12 protein-coding genes and 6 pseudogenes are annotated in these 20,130 nt (G+C 36.7%); 3 read left to right on the forward strand and 15 right to left on the reverse strand.

Annotated elements, in window-relative coordinates:
* The coding region (locus HT709_RS07315) for a DUF1542 domain-containing protein (RefSeq protein WP_172925639.1) at positions 1 to 1,626 on the reverse strand (1,626 nt) is incomplete at its 3' end.
* A 413-nt stretch (positions 1,627 to 2,039) separates the two neighbouring features.
* Here HT709_RS07315 and HT709_RS11555 point away from each other — a divergent pair.
* Positions 2,040 to 2,329, forward strand: a pseudogene (locus HT709_RS11555) (ISNCY family transposase); the annotation flags it as partial.
* Between the two features lie 468 nt (positions 2,330 to 2,797).
* On the opposite strand, the gene kdpC reads toward HT709_RS11555, so the two are convergent.
* The 6 genes from kdpC to HT709_RS07350 all read right to left on the reverse strand — a co-directional run bounded on the left by kdpC (position 2,798) and on the right by HT709_RS07350 (position 11,101).
* Positions 2,798 to 3,415 carry a potassium-transporting ATPase subunit KdpC gene (gene kdpC, locus HT709_RS07325; protein WP_001225808.1) on the reverse strand — a complete coding sequence of 206 codons (618 nt, stop codon included), beginning with the start codon at positions 3,413 to 3,415 and terminating at the stop codon, positions 2,798 to 2,800.
* Between the two features lie 124 nt (positions 3,416 to 3,539).
* Complete coding sequence (gene kdpB / locus HT709_RS07330) at positions 3,540 to 5,609, reverse strand: potassium-transporting ATPase subunit KdpB (protein ID WP_050207957.1); 2,070 nt, start codon at positions 5,607 to 5,609, stop codon at positions 3,540 to 3,542.
* A gap of 8 nt (positions 5,610 to 5,617) precedes the next feature.
* Complete coding sequence (locus tag HT709_RS07335; protein WP_172925640.1) at positions 5,618 to 7,363, reverse strand: potassium-transporting ATPase subunit KdpA; 1,746 nt, start codon at positions 7,361 to 7,363, stop codon at positions 5,618 to 5,620.
* A 12-nt stretch (positions 7,364 to 7,375) separates the two neighbouring features.
* Positions 7,376 to 7,453 (reverse strand): K(+)-transporting ATPase subunit F, encoded by a 78-nt coding sequence (kdpF, locus tag HT709_RS07340; protein WP_007285010.1) that lies wholly within the window; start codon positions 7,451 to 7,453, stop codon positions 7,376 to 7,378.
* A gap of 299 nt (positions 7,454 to 7,752) precedes the next feature.
* The gene (locus HT709_RS07345; RefSeq protein WP_000787304.1) at positions 7,753 to 8,478 is read right to left on the reverse strand and encodes a response regulator transcription factor; all 726 of its coding nucleotides are present in this window, start codon (positions 8,476 to 8,478) and stop codon (positions 7,753 to 7,755) included.
* Positions 8,468 to 11,101, reverse strand: a complete 2,634-nt coding sequence (locus HT709_RS07350) for a sensor histidine kinase KdpD (protein WP_000847726.1) — start codon at positions 11,099 to 11,101, stop codon at positions 8,468 to 8,470. The genes HT709_RS07345 and HT709_RS07350 overlap by 11 nt, the downstream gene beginning before the upstream one ends.
* 65 nt (positions 11,102 to 11,166) lie before the next feature.
* Between HT709_RS07350 and HT709_RS07355 the strand changes: the two are divergent.
* Positions 11,167 to 12,047: pseudogene (locus HT709_RS07355) on the forward strand (ISL3 family transposase); the annotation flags it as partial.
* 67 nt (positions 12,048 to 12,114) lie between these two features.
* Here HT709_RS07355 and lysS read toward each other — a convergent pair.
* The 3 genes from lysS to pyrF all read right to left on the reverse strand — a co-directional run bounded on the left by lysS (position 12,115) and on the right by pyrF (position 15,358).
* Complete coding sequence (lysS, locus tag HT709_RS07360; RefSeq protein ID WP_050207953.1) at positions 12,115 to 13,605, reverse strand: lysine--tRNA ligase; 1,491 nt, start codon at positions 13,603 to 13,605, stop codon at positions 12,115 to 12,117.
* Positions 13,606 to 13,990: 385 nt separating this feature from the next.
* A complete protein-coding gene (gene pyrE, locus HT709_RS07365; protein ID WP_172925641.1) occupies positions 13,991 to 14,623 on the reverse strand; it encodes an orotate phosphoribosyltransferase in 633 nt (210 codons plus the stop codon).
* A 39-nt stretch (positions 14,624 to 14,662) separates the two neighbouring features.
* On the reverse strand, positions 14,663 to 15,358 hold the full coding sequence (gene pyrF, locus HT709_RS07370; protein WP_172925642.1) for an orotidine-5'-phosphate decarboxylase: 696 nt from the start codon (positions 15,356 to 15,358) through the stop codon (positions 14,663 to 14,665).
* A 318-nt stretch (positions 15,359 to 15,676) separates the two neighbouring features.
* Here pyrF and HT709_RS12210 point away from each other — a divergent pair.
* A pseudogene (locus HT709_RS12210) lies at positions 15,677 to 15,901 on the forward strand (IS30 family transposase); the annotation flags it as partial.
* Positions 15,902 to 16,103: 202 nt separating this feature from the next.
* Here HT709_RS12210 and HT709_RS07380 read toward each other — a convergent pair.
* The 5 genes and pseudogenes from HT709_RS07380 to HT709_RS07395 form a co-directional block, all read right to left on the reverse strand.
* Complete coding sequence (locus HT709_RS07380) at positions 16,104 to 16,817, reverse strand: ABC transporter permease (RefSeq protein ID WP_000919275.1); 714 nt, start codon at positions 16,815 to 16,817, stop codon at positions 16,104 to 16,106.
* Positions 16,810 to 17,649 (reverse strand): annotated as a pseudogene (locus HT709_RS07385) (ABC transporter ATP-binding protein). The gene HT709_RS07380 and the pseudogene HT709_RS07385 overlap by 8 nt, the downstream one beginning before the upstream one ends.
* A 544-nt stretch (positions 17,650 to 18,193) precedes the next feature.
* Positions 18,194 to 19,000: pseudogene (locus HT709_RS12215) on the reverse strand (ThiF family adenylyltransferase).
* A gap of 171 nt (positions 19,001 to 19,171) precedes the next feature.
* Positions 19,172 to 19,421, reverse strand: a pseudogene (locus tag HT709_RS12220) (hypothetical protein); the annotation flags it as partial.
* A gap of 80 nt (positions 19,422 to 19,501) precedes the next feature.
* The gene (locus HT709_RS07395) at positions 19,502 to 20,113 is read right to left on the reverse strand and encodes a V-type ATP synthase subunit D (RefSeq protein WP_023935741.1); all 612 of its coding nucleotides are present in this window, start codon (positions 20,111 to 20,113) and stop codon (positions 19,502 to 19,504) included.
* Positions 20,114 to 20,130: the final 17 nt, after the last annotated feature.

Below are 20,130 nucleotides of genomic sequence, written 5' to 3' on the forward strand. Positions count from 1 at the left end.
CGCTAAGTCATTCTTAGCTTTCTCAACTTCTGCTTGACTTGCACCTTCTTTAGCTGCTACAGCTTTCGCCGCTTTAAGAGCTTCGTCGTAGGCAGTACGCTTAGCTTGGTCTGCATTCGTGTACTTGGCGTCAGCTTTTGTTGCATCTTCTTTCGCAATTTCAGCTTTCAACTCATCTTTACTTGTTGCTTGTCCATTCAAGGCTGCCGCTGCCGCCACTAAGTCATTCTTAGCTTTCTCAACTTCTGCTTGACTTGCACCTTCTTTAGCTGCTACAGCTTTCGCCGCTTTAAGAGCTTCGTCGTAGGCAGTACGCTTAGCTTGGTCTGCATTCGTGTACTTGTCAGATTCTTTCGTGCCAGATTCTTTACCAAGCTCGGCATTCAAGGCAGACTTAGTTGTACCGTTTTGCGGAACATCACGGATAGTGCTGTTACCTGTAGTTTTTTCTCTTTCTACGTCGTCTGCAGTGTTTGCGCTATCTACCCTGTCCTTAGCTTTTTGAAGAGCGTCGTTTACAGCTTCTTTTGCTGCATCTTTCTCTTCTTTCGTCAAGCTACCATCTCTATCAATAGCTGCAATCTTCGTGGTTGCTTCCTGTTCGAGAGCGTCCTTGGCATTTTGCTTAGTTGTACCGTTTTCTTCTTCGAATTTTCTTCTTTCTGCATCCTTAGCATTCCACTCACTTTGCCTAATAAACAAATGTTCTTTGGGAATTTTGAGTTTAAGAAGCTCTGTGTTATCATTTCCAATTACTGTTAAATTAAAATTTTCACCGTACCCATCCATTGTCAATGCCATACGCTGTGCAGTAGGATGTTTATTAAAAATATCTAAGGTACCCAAGTCATCCGTAATTTCGTCTCTAAATACATTATCGCGCTTTCCACCTGTTTTCCCTGCTTCAGCAACTTTACGTTTTACCGTCGTATCACCAAGTACCGGATCTGTATAAGTAATAAATTTTTCAGTTTTAAGATTGGCATTCAACCATCTTTTTTTAGCATAAGGCCATCTTTGTACAAGATATTCCTTATCATCATACTTTTCATCCGGCACAGGATCTTGATCAACACCATAGACATATCCTTTATCATGCAACGCTGAACCCCGGTATCCCCGATCTTGATCTATGGTCCTATCACTTCCAACAGGGCTACTCTGGCTCCCTCTGTTTACTGTATCTGGATTCTCCCCGACACTCCTAGCTCTTCTAACGGGAGCATGCTGACCAGAGTTACTTGTCTCTTCAGCACTTCTATCACTTCCGCTAACGGCACTACTGTTGCTTCTATCTGACCCTTCAGAACTTTCCCCATTATTGCTTGATGGAGAAGCGTCCCTATCACTGCCAACAGGAGTACGCTGAACAGAATTACTTGTTTCATCAGCACTTCGCTCACTTCCATTCGAAACTTCACTAGCTCCCTCCGCAGCTGGATCCGATTTAGGCTCAGAACTCTCAAGAGACACCTCTGTAGCATTTACTGTAGTATCCGCCTGAACAACACTAGCTCGTGCTCCTAAAAACATCAATGCGGCAACCGCGACACTGGCGGCACCAAAGTGGTACTTACGAATGGAGTAACGGAAGACCTTTTCTCTGTTACACTTTCTAAAATCCATAACTCTTTCTCCTTTAAAGATATGATTGAAGAGAACATGTCATTTTCCTCTTCGATTGACAATAATATATAAATAGCAACTTACGACTATTTACCCCACTGTATCTCCTATGAAGAATATACAGTCTAGCAGCAATTATACCACCCCCCCCGAATTTTGCAAGGAAAAACATTTGATTTTTTAGGTTTTGTAATTCGAATGTAATAATGTCTTTAGTAAATCGAACGTGAAAATGTCCCATTTGATAAAATAGTCGTATGAAAAGGATCCAACTGAATATGAATGAAGCGAAAAAATATCTTGTGATAAAAGCTATAGACCAAGGAAAGAAAACAAAGAATCGAGCCTGTGTCGAACTGAACCTTTCTAAAAGACAAAGCAATCGTCTGCTACTAGCCTATCAACAGAAAGGAAAAGAAGTCTATTTCAGCAGAAAGACGAAAGCATTCGTTATAAAAGAAGTTGACGGTGACATCTACCTCAATATCGCTGACAAAATCTATCACACAAAGGAGCTACTAGTTCATGAACTCTATTCGAAAAACTTTGAACCAGAACCAGAACAAAAAAAAGACGCAAGTATATCCCTCCACAAACCCATCCGTGGAAACTCACATCTTTCAAACAATATCTTCAGAAAAATAAAAAGGATTATGAAGAGTTTACTAGTGAGGAGCTTCATTCTCCTCAGCTACAAGTATAATCTATTTCTCGCTAAATGGGAAGCTGTTCCTTAAAGGAAATCACTCTATCCCTTACATTTAGGAGAGAGAAAGCAAGGAGTCTAAGACAAGCATTTCATTTGATAAGAGGCTTGGAGCTGTGAGGCTGGAGAGCCAAGGCTAAGACTAGCCTTGGTTTAGCTGAAAAAACAGCTTCAAGGGTTCCTCGTATCAAATAAAATCAAAATAATTGCCCTCAATCTCACCATTTTTTTGGGACATCATCACTTTCGATTGACAATTCTTCAGTGAAATGAGTTTGTCACAAATCTCAAACCAGCTAAAAGTAGTTCATAAATAAATGCCAACTTCCTTTCTCTATCTGTAAGATACTCATCAGATTATATAGTCTAGGAAGTAAGAGTTCTTTTTTATCCCTTTTTTTGTAATAGGCGTACCTCTCACTACTAATTACTTGCAATAATACCCGTATAACTTTTACAGCGGTGTTAGTTCAGTTCCTTCATAATATCGATGTTAACTTTTAACACAGACACCCTATCTTCACCTAGAAATCCAAAAATTTTTGTTACTGTATGCTTGTCAATGATTTCTTCCAGTCTAGGCAAGCTAATACCTGTTGTCTTAGAAATACGGGGGAGTTGTAGTTTAGCACTTTCTGGACTGATTTCTGGATCCAATCCCGAAGCCGATGTTGTTACCAAATCAGCAGGGATATCTCTGATTGAAATAGTTGGGTTTTCTTCTATGAGAAGAGACAGTTCCTTTTGAACACGTACTTTTAGTTCAGGATTACTAGGAGCCAGATTTTGGGAACCAGAAGTAATATCCCGCCTTTGTCCACTTGGGTCTCCTTCGCTAAGGTAGGTATTATACTGAATAGCAGATGGTCTACCATGCAGAAAAGCAGCTGACGAAAATTCTTGCCCAATTAAAGCCGATCCAATAAGCTTCCCATCCTGCTTAATTTGACTACCATTGGCTTGAACAGGAAAAATAAACTGCCCTAATCCGGTAATCAGCAAAGGGTAAAATAATCCACAAACCGCCCCAAATAAAAGACTTAGTCGGACAGAACGTCTGATATGTATAAATATTTTTCTCATGATTGTTATTCATTCCTTTCATGTTCAACCCAAGGAAAAGACACTGATTCTTTTAAACGTAAAGCAATGTAGATAAGTTTCAATCTTATTCCTCTAAATATTATATTATATTAAACTAATCTTGTCAGGATAAACCCAATAGATACAATAATGGAGTAATACTCATATCAATGATTTTAATTCCAATAAACGGGATGAAGACTCCACCCAAACCATAAATCAGCATGTTATGAGCCAAAACTTTTTCTGACCTTTGAGGCTTATAAGAAACTCCTTTCATCGCAATCGGAATTAGAAGAGGAATAATAATGGCATTGAAAATCAGAGCCGATAAAATTGCGCTGGAAGACGTTGATAATGACATAATATTTAACGATTGCATTTGGGGGATACTGCGCATAAAAATAGCTGGAATAATGGCAAAGTATTTGGCAATATCATTAGCAATTGAAAAAGTGGTTAAAGCTCCTCGCGTCATTAATAATTGCTTTCCAATTTCAACGATATCCAGAATCTTGGTTGGATCGCTATCTAAATCCACCATATTAGCAGCTTCTTTAGCAGCACTTGTTCCAGAATTCATAGCAATACCGACATCTGCCTGAGCTAGTGCTGGGGCATCATTAGTCCCATCTCCTGTCATCGCAACAACTTTTCCTAAGCGTTGTTCTTTTTTAATAGCTTCAATTTTATCTTCTGGCTTGCATTCAGCGATAAAGCTATCAACGCCTGCTTCTTGAGCTATGGTCGCAGCGGTAAGAGGATTATCACCGGTACACATAATAGTTTTAATTCCCATTGCCCGTAGGCGAGCAAAACGCTCAACTAAACCTGGTTTGATGGTATCCTTGAGAGCAATCACTCCCAAAATATTCTGCCCCTCCACTACTGCCAGTGGAGTTCCCCCAGCTGAAGCAATTCTTTCACTGATAGACTTCAAATCTTTCGGAATCACACCACCTTTACCTTTAATATAGCGACTTATAGCATCTGTGGCACCCTTACGTATCATTCCCCCATCAACAAAGTCTATCCCACTCATTCGTGTTTGAGCAGTAAAATCAATAAAGGTCATATCTTCAGAAATAGGAGGAATACTTGCCCCATATTCTTTAGCAAGCTTAACAATTGATTTTCCTTCCGGTGTATCATCCTGTAGAGAACTTAGCATAGCTGCTCTTATTAAAGACTCTTGACTAACACCATCTACAGGAACAAAATGAGCAGCCATACGATTTCCAAAGGTAATGGTTCCTGTTTTGTCCAAAATCATAGTATCCACATCACCACTAGACTCCACTGCTTTTCCTGACATAGCAATCACATTAAACCGTGTAACGCGATCCATACCTGCAATTCCAATTGCTGACAGCAGACCTCCAATTGTTGTTGGAATTAAACATACGGTCAATGCCACAAGAGTAGTAACTGTAATCTTTATGTGCAAAGCGCTAGCAATCGGGTACAAACTTCCAATTACCATTAAGAATATAATTGTTAAGCTAACTAGCAAAGTATTCAAGGCAATTTCATTAGGGGTTTTTTGCCGAGAAGCACCCTCTACCAAGGAAATCATTTTGTCCAAGAAAGACTCTCCAGCACGTGAGGTCATTTTCAACTTAAGCCAGTCACTAGCAAGAGTTGTCCCTCCTGTTACAAAAGCAAAATCACCACCAGGTTCTTTGATCACCGGAGCTGACTCTCCTGTAATAGCTGATTCGTCTACAGAAGCAATTCCTTCAATAACCTCACCGTCACCAGGAATTAATTCTCCTACCTTAACCAGAACGATATCTCCTTTTTGCAAGGCTGTGGCCTCAATAGTTTCTTCAAGAAGGGTCTGACCATCATTGTCAAAATAGAGTCGTCTAGCTGTCATATTTTCTTGCGTCTTTTTTAAACTTTCAGCCTGTGCTTTTCCTCTTCCTTCCGCAATGGATTCAGCAAAATTAGAAAATAATAAAGTTAAAAATAAGATCACTGCTACTATGCCATTATACAATTGACTACTTTGGCTATCTTGTTGAGCATCAACGGGGATAATTGTTAAAAAGAAGGTCAGAACAAAACCAACTTCAACTACAAACATTACTGGATTTTTAATCATGTAACTAGGGCGAAGTTTTACGACCGCTCCTTTAAGGGAACTGAGTAGTATCTTTTGTGTCAGAAAGTAAGTTTTCTTTGAAATCATAATAAACCTCATTGAGTTAGAAATTCAGCTAAAGGTCCTAGTACAAGGACTGGTAAGAAAGTTAAGGCTGATATAATCAACACTATCACACCTAAAATAATGGCAAAAGTCCCCGTATCTGTTTTTAAAGAACCTAGGGAATCATTCACATGTTGCTTAGTCATTAACGAACCAGCAATCGATAGCTGAAGAATCAAAGTCACATAGCGTCCAAAAAACATAGCTAATCCTGTAGATATATTCCAGAATAAAGTATTGTCTTTTAGTCCTTCAAATCCCGATCCGTTGTTAGCAGAAGCTGAGGTAAATTGATAAATCACTTGTGATAAAGAATGAAATCCTGGATTGGTAACACTGTTAAATCCTGCTGGCAATGAGACAGCTACTGCTGAAAAACCTAGAATAATCATAGGGTGAACCATGATGGCTAAAGCAATTAAAGTCATTTCTTTACCTTCAATTTTTTTTCCTAAATAAACAGGTGCACGCCCAATCATTAATCCACAAATAAAAACAGTAAGAAGAACGTACAGCATCATATTCATTATTCCTACACCTTTACCGCCAAATATAACATTGAGCATCATGTTAATCATAGCTACTCCACCACTTAGAGGAGTCAAAGTATCGTGCATATTATTCACGGAACCCGTTGTAAAAGCCGTTGTTATTTCTGTAAATAGACCAGACATTGGAATACCGAACCTAACTTCTTTACCTTCCATACTTCCCATTGATTGATTCAAACCCAATTGATGCAAGACAGGATTTCCTCTACTTTCTGACCAAACAATAATGGATAAACCAACAAAAAATAAGAATAGCATAACAATCAGAAGCGGTCTTGCCTGTCCTCCTAGTTTAATAAACGTAGATTTAGTGGACTTATAAGAAACTTTCTGTACAGATTCAAAGGGATGATCTTCCTTTTTCCTAGATGAAACCATATGACCAAAAACAACTACCATAGAACCTGGTAACAACATCATAGATAGCATTTCAATAATATTTGTGATTACATTAGGGTTTTCAAAGGGAGTTGCTGAATTTGCTGCAAAAAAACCACCACCGTTGGTTCCCAAGTGTTTAATAATTTCAAGAGAAGCGACCGGTCCCATTATAAGACCTTGTAAACTGCCCTCCAAAGTAGTCGCATATAACTCTTTTGATAGTGTTTGGGGAACCCCCTGTGAAATAAGTAACAAAGAGCCTATTATTGAAAAAGGAAGCAACACTCGAGTAATCACCCGAACAAAGTCAACATAGAAATTCCCCATGTCTTGATACTTGCCTGATACACCTCTGATAAAAGCCATAGCAGCAGCATAGCCTGAAGCAGCTGAGGTAAACATCATAAAAGTAATGACAACCATCTGACTAAAAAAAGACAAATCCCTCTCACCAGCATAATTTTGTAAATTAGAATTGGTGATAAAAGATATGACTGTATTGAAACTCAGGCTTGATTCTAATGAACCAACACGGGTGGGGTTCAAAAAGAAAAAGGCCTGTGTTCTTAGGATTACATAAGCCACTAGAGCCATAACAGCATTAGTTAAAATAAGGGCTACAGCATACTCCTTCCAAGTCATTCCTTTTTTGTCCACATCAAGCAACTTATAAATCCACCTATCAATAGGATCCATAATGGGATCTGCAAAAGTTTTTTGCTGGCTAGCTATATGGTAAAGATACTTTCCAGTTGGTAATATAATAATACAAGCCAGTACTAAGACAAATATGATTTGTAACATCTCACATTCCTCCTAAAATCTCTCCGGGTGTAACAGAGCATAAAATAAATAACAGATTAATAAACCAAAAATTATTCCTAATACTATCATAGTACACTCTCCCTCTAATCACCTTTAAGGTGCTTATCACACCAAACAATAAAACCAATCATTAACAAAAAAATAAAAAATAAAACTAGAAACATTATGAAATCTACTAGCATTGTATCCTCCTTCAAGAATATAATCATTCTACCACGAAAAGTATAAAAATGATATAAAGATTACGGATATAAAATAAAGATTATATAAAGATTGTCTCCTAAAATAACCTAAGACAACCTATCCTAAGACTTGTTTCAAATAGCTGCCAAGAAATTACAAATCAGGTGAATAAAATTCTTTTTGGATTATTTGTCATCATAATTTTCAATCTTAATCATACGATAACCGATACCAATATGAGTTTGAACCATTTTAGAGTAACCCAATCCTAATTCGATTTTTTTTCGCAATGTATTAACAAAAACTCTCAAAGCAGAAAAATCTTCCTCATAATATCCCCAAATTTCCTTGACAATAAAACGATAAGTCAACACTCTATCAACATTCTCTGATAGAAGACAAAGCAACTTATACTCAATCGGGGTTAAGTGAATTTCTTGGTTATTAACAAATACACGATTAGATAAAAAATCAACATGTAGCCAGCCATTAGTAAAAGATGATTTTTCAGAATTACCGTCACTTTGTTGATTAATCTGCTTTGACCTCCTAAGACTAACTCTTAACCGAGCGAAAAGCTCATCAATGCTAAAGGGTTTCGTCAAATAATCATCTGCCCCAGCATCAAGTGCATCAATCTTGTCACTTTCTTCTCCACGTGCACTAACAACAATAACAGGTAGCTGTGAAAAGCTACGAATCTTGTCAATAATGTCTTTACCATCCATATCTGGCAAACCCAAATCCAATAATAATAAATCTGGAAATTGCGAAATGATCTGACGCAAAGCTTCCTCTCCAGTCCGAACTGATACATAATGATAACCTTCAACTTCCATTGCTAAGGATAAAAGTCTGTTAACGGAAGAGTCATCTTCACAAATTAAAATCTTAACATTTTCATTTTTCATGTAATACATTCACCTCCGCTAGTGGTAGTGTAAATCCAAAGATAACTCCTTTAGGAGTATTGTCATGGACGTAAATAGTCCCCCCATGTGCTGTAATAATACTCTTACATAAAGATAGTCCTATACCTAGGCCTCTTTTACCATCGGATGCCAAATTTTCTGATGTATAAAAAAGGTCAAAAATCTTTTCTTTTGCTTGATCGTTAATACCAGGACCATCGTCAGAAACCTCAACCACCAGGTTCTGATCCTTTCTATTACTCGTCAATGTAATTAAAGATCCTTCATGCGTATATTTAACTGCATTGTTAATGATATTAACCAGTACTTGCACAATCAAGGGAGCATCCATTTTAGCTATTAATAAATCATCTGATAAAATTAAAACAAAGTCATGATTCTTAATATGTTGATCCACATGTTTCAAAGCTTCTTCAATCAACTCATCGAAAACATTTATTCTTAATGAAAGAGTAGTATCATTATCCAATTTAGTAATTGACAATAAATTTTCAATCAGATTAATCAACCACATAGAGTCATCGTAAATATAGGCAGCTAATTCTATCATACGCTGTTTCTCCATAATTCCCCCCGTCTCCATCATTAATTTAGACTGACCTGATATGCTTGTAAGTGGAGTTCTCAAATCATGTGAGATTCCCCTTAACAAATCAACCCTTAACTGTTCTTTTTGTATTTTAAGTTCCATTTTTTGTTGTTCTTCGCGTAATGCTTCTTTTTCTAATGCCAAGGATGCCTCTCCTAAAACAGTTAGAATAACAGATTTTTCAAACAGGTCAATCATTGTTTTATCCTCTATTAAAATACCAATAATAGCAAAAACAGAATCTTTACCTCTTACAGATAAATACAGAAATTTAGCAGCAGACAAGGTGTTTGTTGTTGCTCCAGCTTGTTTATTATTATATAAAACCCACTCAACCACTCCTCGCTCATTGTACTGATAGTAATCAGCTAAGGTCCTCAAAGAATGACTGGTAGGGAAATATTTCGGCGTCTCCAAAGTACCACCTGTTACAGGATAAATCACCACATCACTATTCAATAATTTTTTGACTTGAATAGCTAGTTCTTCTAAAATAGAAGGAATAGAGTCTGCCTGAGATAATCCTCTATTTGTTTGTAGTAACAACTCTGTTAGATAAGATTTTTCAGTAGATAATCTTGCCTGCTCTTGAATCCTTTTTATGAGACTAGAAGTAATCAGACCAGTAATTAACATAATAGCAAAAGTCATAGGATAAGTAGGATTAAAAGAAGTAAAAGTGTAGTAGGGGGCCACAAAAAAGTAATTAAAACAAAGAACTGATAAAATAGAAGAAATCACACTATAAAGTTTTCCTTTTGTCCAAACAGCATTTATTTGAACACTTAATATATATATTATTATAATGTTGTTGGTACTGAGATTCCAGAAACGAAATAAAAGACCTGTTAAGGTTACTAGCAACAATACCACCAGTGTTTTAACCAAATCACTGAAAGAAAATTGCCATTTAGAAAACCAAGAAGGCAACGAGAGCTTACCAACCGAAGTCTCTTTTTTTCCTCTAGTATTATGGACTACAAACATATCCAAATCAGGAACATTCTTACTAAGAACTTCCACAATATTTTCTTTAGGCCAAATAGTTCTGGAGCCACTTTTTCCGACTACTAACTTAGAAACACGGCTCAATTTTGCGTAATCAGCAATCTGCTTGGTCACATTATTATAATCCATAACTGTCACCTTAGCTCCCAACCGCTCTGCCAATTCCAAGTTCTGATGTAACTCCTGATTAGTCAGTTCCCTATCTAAACTACCAATATACAGGGCTGTAAAGTCTGCATTAAGAGCACTTGCTAATCTTGAAGCAGCGCGAATGACATGTGAAGAGGAGGGAGAGGGTGACACACAGACCAAGACATGTTCCTTGGTCACAATACTATCTTTAACTTTTTTTCCTCGAAAAGCACTTCCATTAATCTGATCAGCTGCTTTGCGCAAAGCGATTTCTCTCAAAGATATTAACTTTTCTTCAGTAAAAAAGTGACGCTTGGCCAATTTAGCTTGCGATTTAGAATAAATTTTTCCTTTATCCAATCGTTCAAGTAAATCTGATGGGTCAATATCTACAAGTTCAATCTGATCAGCCTGATCAAAAATAGCATCTGGAATTATCTCATTAACTTGAATCCCTGTAATAGCTTCAATCACATCGTTTAAACTTTCAATATGTTGGACATTTACAGTAGTATAGACATCAATCCCTGCATAAAGCAGTTCCTTAATATCTTGGTACCTCTTTTTATTACGTGACTCAAAACAGTTAGTATGAGCCAATTCATCCACTAAAATAATGCGTGGTTGACGCCTTAAAGCAGTATCAATATCAAACTCATTTAAGGTGATACCTTTATATTTTATTGTTTTAGGAGATAATTGCTCAAGACCAATCAGTAAAGCCATAGTCTCAGGTCGATTATGAGGTTCAATGTAACCTACTACCACATCTACTCCAGCTTTTTGAGCTCGCTGCGCTTCTCTAAGCATAGCATAGGTTTTTCCAACTCCTGCAGCATAACCAAAATAAATTCTTAACGCCCCTGTTTTCATAACATCACCTTAGTTAACCCAACCTTTTGTAGTAAAATCATTTATCAGAAGTCATTATAACCTAATTTTATTTTTTTTACAATAGCCTTCCTGAGATTATATCATGGGACGAGTATGAGTTCACCAAGGGAAAGATGAGTTTCATTGCGCAAGATTTTAACAAGCTCAATATCATCACTGTTCTTGAGGGTAGAACACAAGCTGTCATTCGTAATCACTTTCTTAAGTATGATAGAGCCGTCCGATGTCGCGTCAAAATTATTACTATGGATATGTTTAGTCCTTACTATGACTTGGCTAAACAGCTTCGCTTTCGAATTTCTAGGCTCAGGCTGAAACATCTCCCAGACTGTTTCACTCCCTAATGCAAAAATTGTTCTTGATCGTTTTCACATTGTGCAACATCTAAGCCGTGCTATGAGTCGTGTCCGTGTCCAAATCATGAATCAGTTTCATCGAAAATCCCATGAATACAAGGCTATCAAGCGCTACTGGAAACTCATTCAACAGGATAGCCGTAAACTGAGTGATAAACGATTTTATCGCCCTACTTTTCGTATGCACTTGACCAATAAAAAAAATTCTAGATAGACTTTTGAGCTATTCAGAAGACTTGAAACACCACTATGATTTCTACCAGCTCTTGATTTTTCACTTTCAGAATAAGGAGCCTGACAGATTTTTCGGACTTATTGAAGACAATCTTAAGCAGGTTCATCCTCTTTTTCAGACTGTCTTTAAAACCTTCCTCAAAGATAAAGAGAAGATTGTCAACGCCCTTCAACTACACTATTCTAACGCCAAATTAGAAGCAACCAATAATCTCATCAAACTCATCAAACGCAACGCCTTTGGTTTCCGGAACTTTGAAAACTTCAAAAAAACGATTTTCATCGCTCTGAACATCAAAAAAGAAAGGACGAAATGTGTCCTTTCTAGATATTAGCTGACTTCAACCCACTACAGTTGACAAAGAGCCAAAAATCCCCTGGCAAGTACCAGAGGATAAGAGCTTATTTCATTGTTGGGAAGAGCAATACATCACGGATAGTAGTTGTATCAGTGAGAAGCATGCAGAGACGGTCGATACCGATTCCCAAACCACCTGTTGGTGGCATACCATATTCAAGAGCCTCGATGTAGTCATAGTCGATACCGGTCGCTTCATCGTCACCAAGTTCTTTTGCTTTTGCTTGGGCTTCAAAACGACTAAGCTGGTCGATTGGATCGTTGAGCTCAGTAAAGGCATTACCGTACTCCTTAGTCATGATGAAGAGCTCAAAACGGTCAGTAAAGCGTTGGTCTTCAGGGTTCTTCTTAGCCAGTGGAGATACAGCTACTGGATGTCCATAGACAAAGGTTGGTTGGATTAAAGTTTCTTCAACAAACTCTTCAAAGAAGGCATTGATGATGTGACCAACCTCAGTATAGTGTTTCTCAACTGGAACTTTCTTCTCAGCAGCGATAGCCTTAGCTTCTTCCAAAGTCATATCTTGCCAGAAATCTACACCAGTAATTTCTTTGATAGCATCCACCATGTGAACACGTTTAAATGGTTCGTTGATTTTGATTTCAGTTCCTTGGTAGTTGACTGGGCCGTCGCCCTTAACTGATTTAGCAGCATGTTGGATAATGCCTTCCGTCAAGTCCATGATATCTTGGAAGTCTGCGTATGCTTGGTAAACTTCGATAGAAGTGAACTCAGGGTTGTGAGTAGCATCCATTCCTTCGTTACGGAAGATACGGCCAATTTCATAGACGCGTTCCATACCACCCACGATAAGGCGTTTCAAGTGAAGCTCAGTCGCGATACGAAGCACCATGTCAATGTTTTGGGCATTGTGGTGAGTGATAAATGGACGGGCAGAAGCACCACCGGCTTCGTTATGAAGAACAGGTGTTTCCACTTCAAGGAAACCTTTTTGGTCAAGGTAACGACGGATTTCAGAGATGATTTTTGAACGAGTGACAAAGCGTTCAAAGCTTTCACGGTTAGAAATCAAGTCAAGGTAACGTTTACGGTAAATTGTTTCAACGTCTGTCAAACCATGGAATTTCTCTGGTAGAGGACGAAGAGCCTTAGACAAGTGTGTGATGTGAGTAGCCTTGATAGAGAGTTCTCCCATATCTGTACGCATCACTTCGCCTTCGACACCAAGGAAGTCACCAAGGTCTGCTTTTTTGAAGATTTCGTAGTTTTCTTCACCGACAGCATCCTTACGAACGTAGATCTGGATTTGACCTTCACGGTCTTGAAGGTGGGCAAAACCTACTTTACCTTTACCACGTTTGGTTACCAAGCGTCCTGCGATAGTAGCTGTTTCGTTTTTATCATGTAATTGTTCTTTATCGAGGTCAGCAAATTTATCTTTTAATTCTTGTGAATTTGCAGTGCGTTCAAAGCGTTTTCCGAAAGGATCAATTCCTTGTTCACGGAGCGCAGCCATTTTTTCACGGCGAACGATCTGCTGGTCATTTAGTTCTTCCATATGTTCTGTTGACATGGGATCCTCCTAGATTTACTCAAAATTGAATACGATGAGTCATTTTTTGCGATACTCCCATTTTATCATAAATAAGCAAGAAATTCACGGATAATCTTTCAAAACTAAAAAGAACTTGACGCTAAGATTACTGAGCCAAATCACTGAAAAGACTGGGATAAGCAAGAAATTCCAAAATATCAGAAAAGGGATCTGACAATATTTATGGATTATACTTTAACCCTTGTAACTTTCATGACGTGTGCTACTTTTTATATGAGAGCAAGCCAAGCAAATCTAAAACTTAAACAATTGACGTAAAAAACATTAACAACTTGAATCTTGTCATTCATACACCTGATATGACAGAATAGTATAATTTTTAACCTTTTAGTCTTTTGATTTTTTACACCTCTTGCCAATTCTCTTGGTCTTCCTTAAAGCGTTTTAGAAGATCAAGGCCTTCTGGTGTGATATAGCCTTCTTCTTGGGCTAGATGGATGAGTTCACTGTAGTTAGAAAGCGTCACAAGTTTAACACCAGCATCTGCAAAGTTCTTATCTGCTTTTGGCAATTGGTAGCTGAAAATCGCTACAACTCCAAGCACATCTGCTCCTTCTCGCTTGGCTGCTGCTACAGCTTCAAGAACTGAACCACCCGTTGAAATAAGGTCTTCAACCACTACCATTTTTTGACCTTGAGCTACGCGACCTTCGATTTGATTACCAGCTCCATGGTCTTTTGGTTTGCTACGGATATAGGCAAATGGCAAGTTCATCTTATCAGCAATAATAGCTCCGTGTGGAATCCCTGCTGTTGCAGTTCCTGCAATCACCTCAACCTCAGGAAAGGCTTCTTTGATAGCTTCCACAAAACCATTTTCAATGAGAGTACGAGTCTCTGGATAGGCAAGTGTCACACGGTTGTCAGTGTAAATGGGTGACTTGATGCCAGATGCCCAAGTGAAAGGCTCCTCTGGTTTGAGGTAAACGGCTTGAATTTTCAAGAGGTGGCTAGCAATATCTTTAGCAAGTGTCATGGTCTTCTCCTTTAGTTTTTCTAATCTATTTCTTTAATTCTAGTCTTGGTTCCATTCATCCTTGATAGTATGATAAGCTGCAACAGGATCTTCAGCTTGGGTAATGGGACGTCCCACTACGATATAGTCACTACCAATTTGATAAGCATCTGCTGGCGTCATGACGCGTTTTTGGTCTCCAACAGCAGCTCCCTGAGGGCGAATCCCTGGTGTCAGACAGATAAAATCTGGATTGGTAGCCTGCTTGATGACTTGTACTTCCTGAGCCGAGCAAACAACACCATCCAAGCCAGCTTCAGCTGTCTTCTTGGCATAGTGAATCACAGACTCTTGCAGACTGGTTTGGATATTTTGAAACTCCTGCATCTGAGCTTCTGACGTTGATGTGAGCTGAGTTACAGCGATCAATTTGGCTTGACTCCCAAGACCTTCACGCGCCGCCTTCATCATCTCTACACCACCAGCCGCATGGACATTAGTCATATCGACACCAAGCTGAGACAAGACCTTCATGGCTGACTTGACTGTATTAGGAATGTCATGAAGCTTGAGATCTAAAAAGACACTATGACCCAAGCCTTTCAGGTAGGACACAATCCCAGGCCCCGTTGCGTAATAAAGCTCCATCCCTACCTTGAGATAAAGACTTTCCGCTTCTGGGAAAAGAGCTAAAAATTCCTTGACCGCCTCAAAACTAGGAAAATCAAGAGCAATGACTGGACGATGTTCTCGCATAGGTTTCTCCTTTTACCTTTGCTAGTGAGAGAGTCTGGCCAACAGAAGCCACGAAAAAAGGAACCTGCCAACAGCAAGGTTCCACGAAAAATGGGTAGTCTCCACCCTTTCACCGTCTAACCTTAGCTGCCTCTCTGGACTGCTTTAAAGGTTTTCTATTATTCTATTATTTCTACTAGTACTTGTCAAGTAAAAACAGCTAAATCCATGTTGACTGCTATTGAACACCTCACAAGACTCTTTCCAAAAGAATAGTTAAAGACTTTCACTTCGGACAGAGAAAAAGAGTTTGCTTGTTACCCTTTAATTGAACAAATGGGAATTCTGTTTTATTTTGCGGATGCCTATTCATCTTGGCAAAGGGGAAGTAATGAGAATGCGAATGGACTTCTTCGTGGGTATTTTCTTAAACCGATTTGGCAACAATTACCGAAAAAATCCTTAATGATGCTTTGCTAGCTTATTAATCACCGTCCCCAAAAATACTTGGATTACAAGACAGGTTTTGAAGCACTTTTTGAAGCACTTATAGAGGAGATTTAAAAATGTTGCATTTTTTATTGCAATTTATCCGTTATCTTATCACCCAAAACTTCTGCAATTAGTATGAGCACTATTGTTATTTTTCTTTTTTCGTACACTCAAATCAAAATATAGCAATAAGACTATTCTGTAGAATTGCTGTCAAAAAGATCAGTTCATTTTTTCCTTCCCACTTGTGTTTATAATCATTAAAATAACTCAATTAAGAAATTTTCTTTTTCCTAATAGTTATCGTAATTAAAGTTAATAGAAGAACAATCCAAATAAGTAGTGTTAGATTAGGAATTAGAGTTTTATTCCATGAAAATTCCTCCCATTTTGTGAAAAACTTAGTAAACAGTCCCATAAAACTATAATCTGTTATCTTCGCAACTGTCTTATCCAAACCAGATAGCATCGGTAAGAAAGCAACTAAAATCATAGCAGGAAGACTGATAACCTGAGCTACTACTTGGCTCTTCGCGGTTAAACCTATCAATAAATAGAATAAAATGATGGATAAAGAGGTTAGAAGAACGATTGTAATATAATTAAAAGTATGTACAATTGTAACTCCTAAAATAAGAGGAGTAGTTCCCATAATCACAAAAGTTAGCAAAAAAGGAAGAAACATAGTTGATAAAATGTATTCGGAGCCTTTAACACCACTCAACAGAAGAGTTTGTAAATTGTACTTTTCTTTTTCTTCAGACAAGATAATAGTTATAGGACTTCCAACAGCCAAAGCCAAAGAAAAAGGTAAACACATCATCAAAAGAACTAATGCCTGTTGATCGTTGACCTTCCCCTGTGTTTCCATAAGATATTTATAAAAATATGTGAAAGCAAAAGGCACTAAAACTTGCAATAAAATACTCTTATTGGAAAGGATAATTTGACAACGCAACCATACCAAAGCCAGAAACCGTTTAAGCATTTAGCTTTCCTTCTGTTAATGTGATAAAAATATCTTCTAAAGTAGGCTCACATGAATGAATTGAAAAAATATTTTCCAGATCAGCCTGAGATACCTGTTCTAGTGATGTAAAATCAAAAGTTATCTGATTCCCATTATAATCTGTAAACTTAATCTTTTTATCTTTATTATATCTTTGAATGAGTTCAGAAGGAGCTCCTTGCTCAACTAATTTCCCTTTATTTAATAAGGCAACATAATCACATAAAAGAGTTGCTTCATTCATATCATGAGTCGTTAGAAAAATCGTTGTCCCTGCTGTTTTCAATTCTAAAATTAACTCATGAATTGTTCGAGAAGTTGTGGGATCTAGACCTGAGGTCGGTTCATCCAGAAAGAGTACAGCGGGGTTGTTGATAAGAGCTCGTGCTAAAAGCATTCGTTGCCTCATTCCAGTGGATAATTTTCCTGCTACCATCTTGCGACTATCATATAATCCTACTCGCTTTAACAAATTATCAACACGTGATTTACTAATATTATAAAATTTACTATAAAAAAGAAGATTGTTATACAGAGACATTTTCTCATAAAATCCACTTGTATCGCCAACCAATCCAATTCTCTTTAATTCACCGCTTGTTAAATTTTGAGATTTTTGTCCCAAAATAATAGATTGTCCTTTATCGGCAAGGAACTGCCCAGTCAGAATATTAATCGTTGTGGTCTTTCCAGAACCAGATGGTCCTAAAAATCCAAAAATCTAACCTTCTTTAACAGTGAAGCTTATATTATTTAAAGCTATTTTATCACCAAAACTTTTTGATAAATGGCTAACTTCAATCATACTCATTGCACCTCCTTTATATTCTACATTTTTACTTAACATCTATTTACTTATCTTTATCAAATAAACGTCTTAAAAAAACAATAACATTAAGCATATAACCGTTAGCAAGATTGTTTCAATATTATTGATAATACGATACATTCTCAAGCAGTATAAAATAATTATATATATGCAAATACTCATTATACCTATTTTTTTAAACATACTAAGCCTCCTTGCTAAATAATAAAGTTATATAATAACTAAGACACACTATACCTAACATAATAAATATCCACAGCATTAAAAATATTATCATACCAATAAAAATATCCACTGGTAACTGAATAAATGTTCTAAAATTAACAAGCAAAAATAAAATCTCAAACGATGAAAAAAGCCATACTATATTTTCCAATGATGGCAAAAATAATACCCAAGAACAATACTATTAATTGTGTTTCTATAACAGTGAACTGCCCAATAGCAGATAAAAAAGCTACTCCTCCTGATAATAAGCAAAAACAAACTGAACGAATAAATGTTTTCGCTCTAATATTGTTATCTTTCACTTTATTATTTTTTTACAAATTGGACATTCTCCGTTTTCCAGAACATATTTTTCTTGACTTAGAGCATGATTTCTCATATTATAAACGTAAGCGTTATCTATTAGGATTTCATTATAACATCCCAGAAATATTTTAATTATTAAATTAGTCATTATCCCTCCCAAAATAGCAGGCATCTCTGGTGTAGTCGGCCACTTTGTCTTATCAGATAAAGTGTACTTATTTATATCTTTGTTTATATTCCGACAACCAAAGCAAGAACCGATGGTAGGGATATATATATTATCAATAATAAGATAGCATCCATTAAACCCTCCTGATATGTAGGATATCTTATGCGATACAGCAAATTGATTGACAATTTTTATAATATCAATGGGCGTATCAATTGCTTTAACGATAAAATCTATACTCCCATATTCCGCAACAATGTTTTCTCATTCTTCTACTGAAGAAACTTTAATAGAAATAGGTACTACCTGAACATCTGAATTATACTTGTGTATTTTTTCAGAAAGAACATTAATCTTCTCCTTACCAACATCCGACTCTGTATAAAGAATTTGCCTATTTAAATTTGATGGTTCTATTATATCGTAATCAGCGACAATAAGTTTCCTCACTCCATACATACTTAGACTTAGATATATATAACATCCTAAGGCTCCTGCTCCTAATACTAATACTGTTTTATTCTGTATTTTATTATACTCTTCATTATAAAATAACGAACAGTAACCTTTAGTTCTAGAATATCTCCTATCAATATCTATCTCATCCGAAACTAAAATTTGTTCATTTATAGTTCAAATGTTAGTTTACTGCCTAATACTTCTTCTATCTCTAATAGTTCCTTACAACTATTAAATAGATCGTTGATAAATTCTTGCGAAATTTGAGGTTCTATAGCTATTTCCCGCATACTCCGACCACGCAAATACATTATACCTTCTTTTTTATAAGCAAAAACATAACTATTTACGTAGAACATATTTCGTCCTTCCTCTCATATAATATAGAAAGCAGTATAGAAACAACCACCCCTCCTATACTACGAACAATAATATTAGGTGTCAAAAACTGTAATAGTTGACTCAAAGGGAAATAAATAATAACAAATGCTATTAAAAGTTGAACTATATATTGAAAATTCAAGTTATTATTGTTAGAATTCAAGTATCTTAAAATAATACCACTATCATACTGAAAAAAAGGAATTGAATTACTAAAAAACGGCTTAGAAAGACTTAGCGCCTTATCCAAGCTGATATTTGTTCATCTAATTAATAATCTAAATAAAGGATCTACTTCACTTTCATAATCCGAACTAAATTGGCTCTTTCTGCCTCCTCTAGTTTCAATTCTATATAATGAATAGTTTCTGACAAGTTTGGAATAATCGAATATTCTAAACCATTTACACGTCTACGTGTTTTTTCTATTTCATCAGCCATTAACTGACACGTTTTTTCAACTTCTGCCAGTCTTAGTAATTTATCAATTAAACAATTCATTGTAGCAAATACATCATCCATTTCACTATTAGAAGATAAATAGCTGTATTCACTGTTCTCATTTTGAGAAGTAATATTCATATACATTCTAGGAACTATTACACTCATGATATTTTCTTTCTCAACAAATAATTCAATTTCTTTCGATGGAATTGAAAATAATTCCTCCACCATTTGAGAATTCTTTAATGATTTAGCAACTGCAAAGGATTTTAGATTATCAATTAGATAACTTTCTACTTCTTTCCGAAGTTGATTATTCTCACGAATCAAAGAAATAAATCGCCTCATCAATTCATCTCTTTTATCCTTTAATAACTTATGTCCACGTTCAGCTGTTTTCAAACGTTCCTTTAAGTTATTCAATTCCATACGAGTTGGTTTTACATTCAAACGTACCATAGATAATCACTCCATTT

The organism is Streptococcus sp. 1343 (assembly GCF_013277355.1).
Classification (GTDB): Bacteria; Bacillota; Bacilli; order Lactobacillales; family Streptococcaceae; genus Streptococcus; species Streptococcus pseudopneumoniae.

Coding starts and splice junctions, on each gene's coding strand:
- kdpC (WP_001225808.1), bottom strand. CDS start 3,415: ATGAGAAAAATATTTATACATATCAGACGTTCTGTCCGACTAAGTCTT.
- kdpB (WP_050207957.1), bottom strand. CDS start 5,609: ATGATTTCAAAGAAAACTTACTTTCTGACACAAAAGATACTACTCAGT.
- HT709_RS07335 (WP_172925640.1), bottom strand. CDS start 7,363: ATGTTACAAATCATATTTGTCTTAGTACTGGCTTGTATTATTATATTA.
- kdpF (WP_007285010.1), bottom strand. CDS start 7,453: ATGATAGTATTAGGAATAATTTTTGGTTTATTAATCTGTTATTTATTT.
- HT709_RS07345 (WP_000787304.1), bottom strand. CDS start 8,478: ATGAAAAATGAAAATGTTAAGATTTTAATTTGTGAAGATGACTCTTCC.
- HT709_RS07350 (WP_000847726.1), bottom strand. CDS start 11,101: ATGAAAACAGGGGCGTTAAGAATTTATTTTGGTTATGCTGCAGGAGTT.
- lysS (WP_050207953.1), bottom strand. CDS start 13,605: ATGTCAACAGAACATATGGAAGAACTAAATGACCAGCAGATCGTTCGC.
- pyrE (WP_172925641.1), bottom strand. CDS start 14,623: ATGACACTTGCTAAAGATATTGCTAGCCACCTCTTGAAAATTCAAGCC.
- pyrF (WP_172925642.1), bottom strand. CDS start 15,358: ATGCGAGAACATCGTCCAGTCATTGCTCTTGATTTTCCTAGTTTTGAG.
- HT709_RS07380 (WP_000919275.1), bottom strand. CDS start 16,817: ATGCTTAAACGGTTTCTGGCTTTGGTATGGTTGCGTTGTCAAATTATC.
- HT709_RS07395 (WP_023935741.1), bottom strand. CDS start 20,113: ATGGTACGTTTGAATGTAAAACCAACTCGTATGGAATTGAATAACTTA.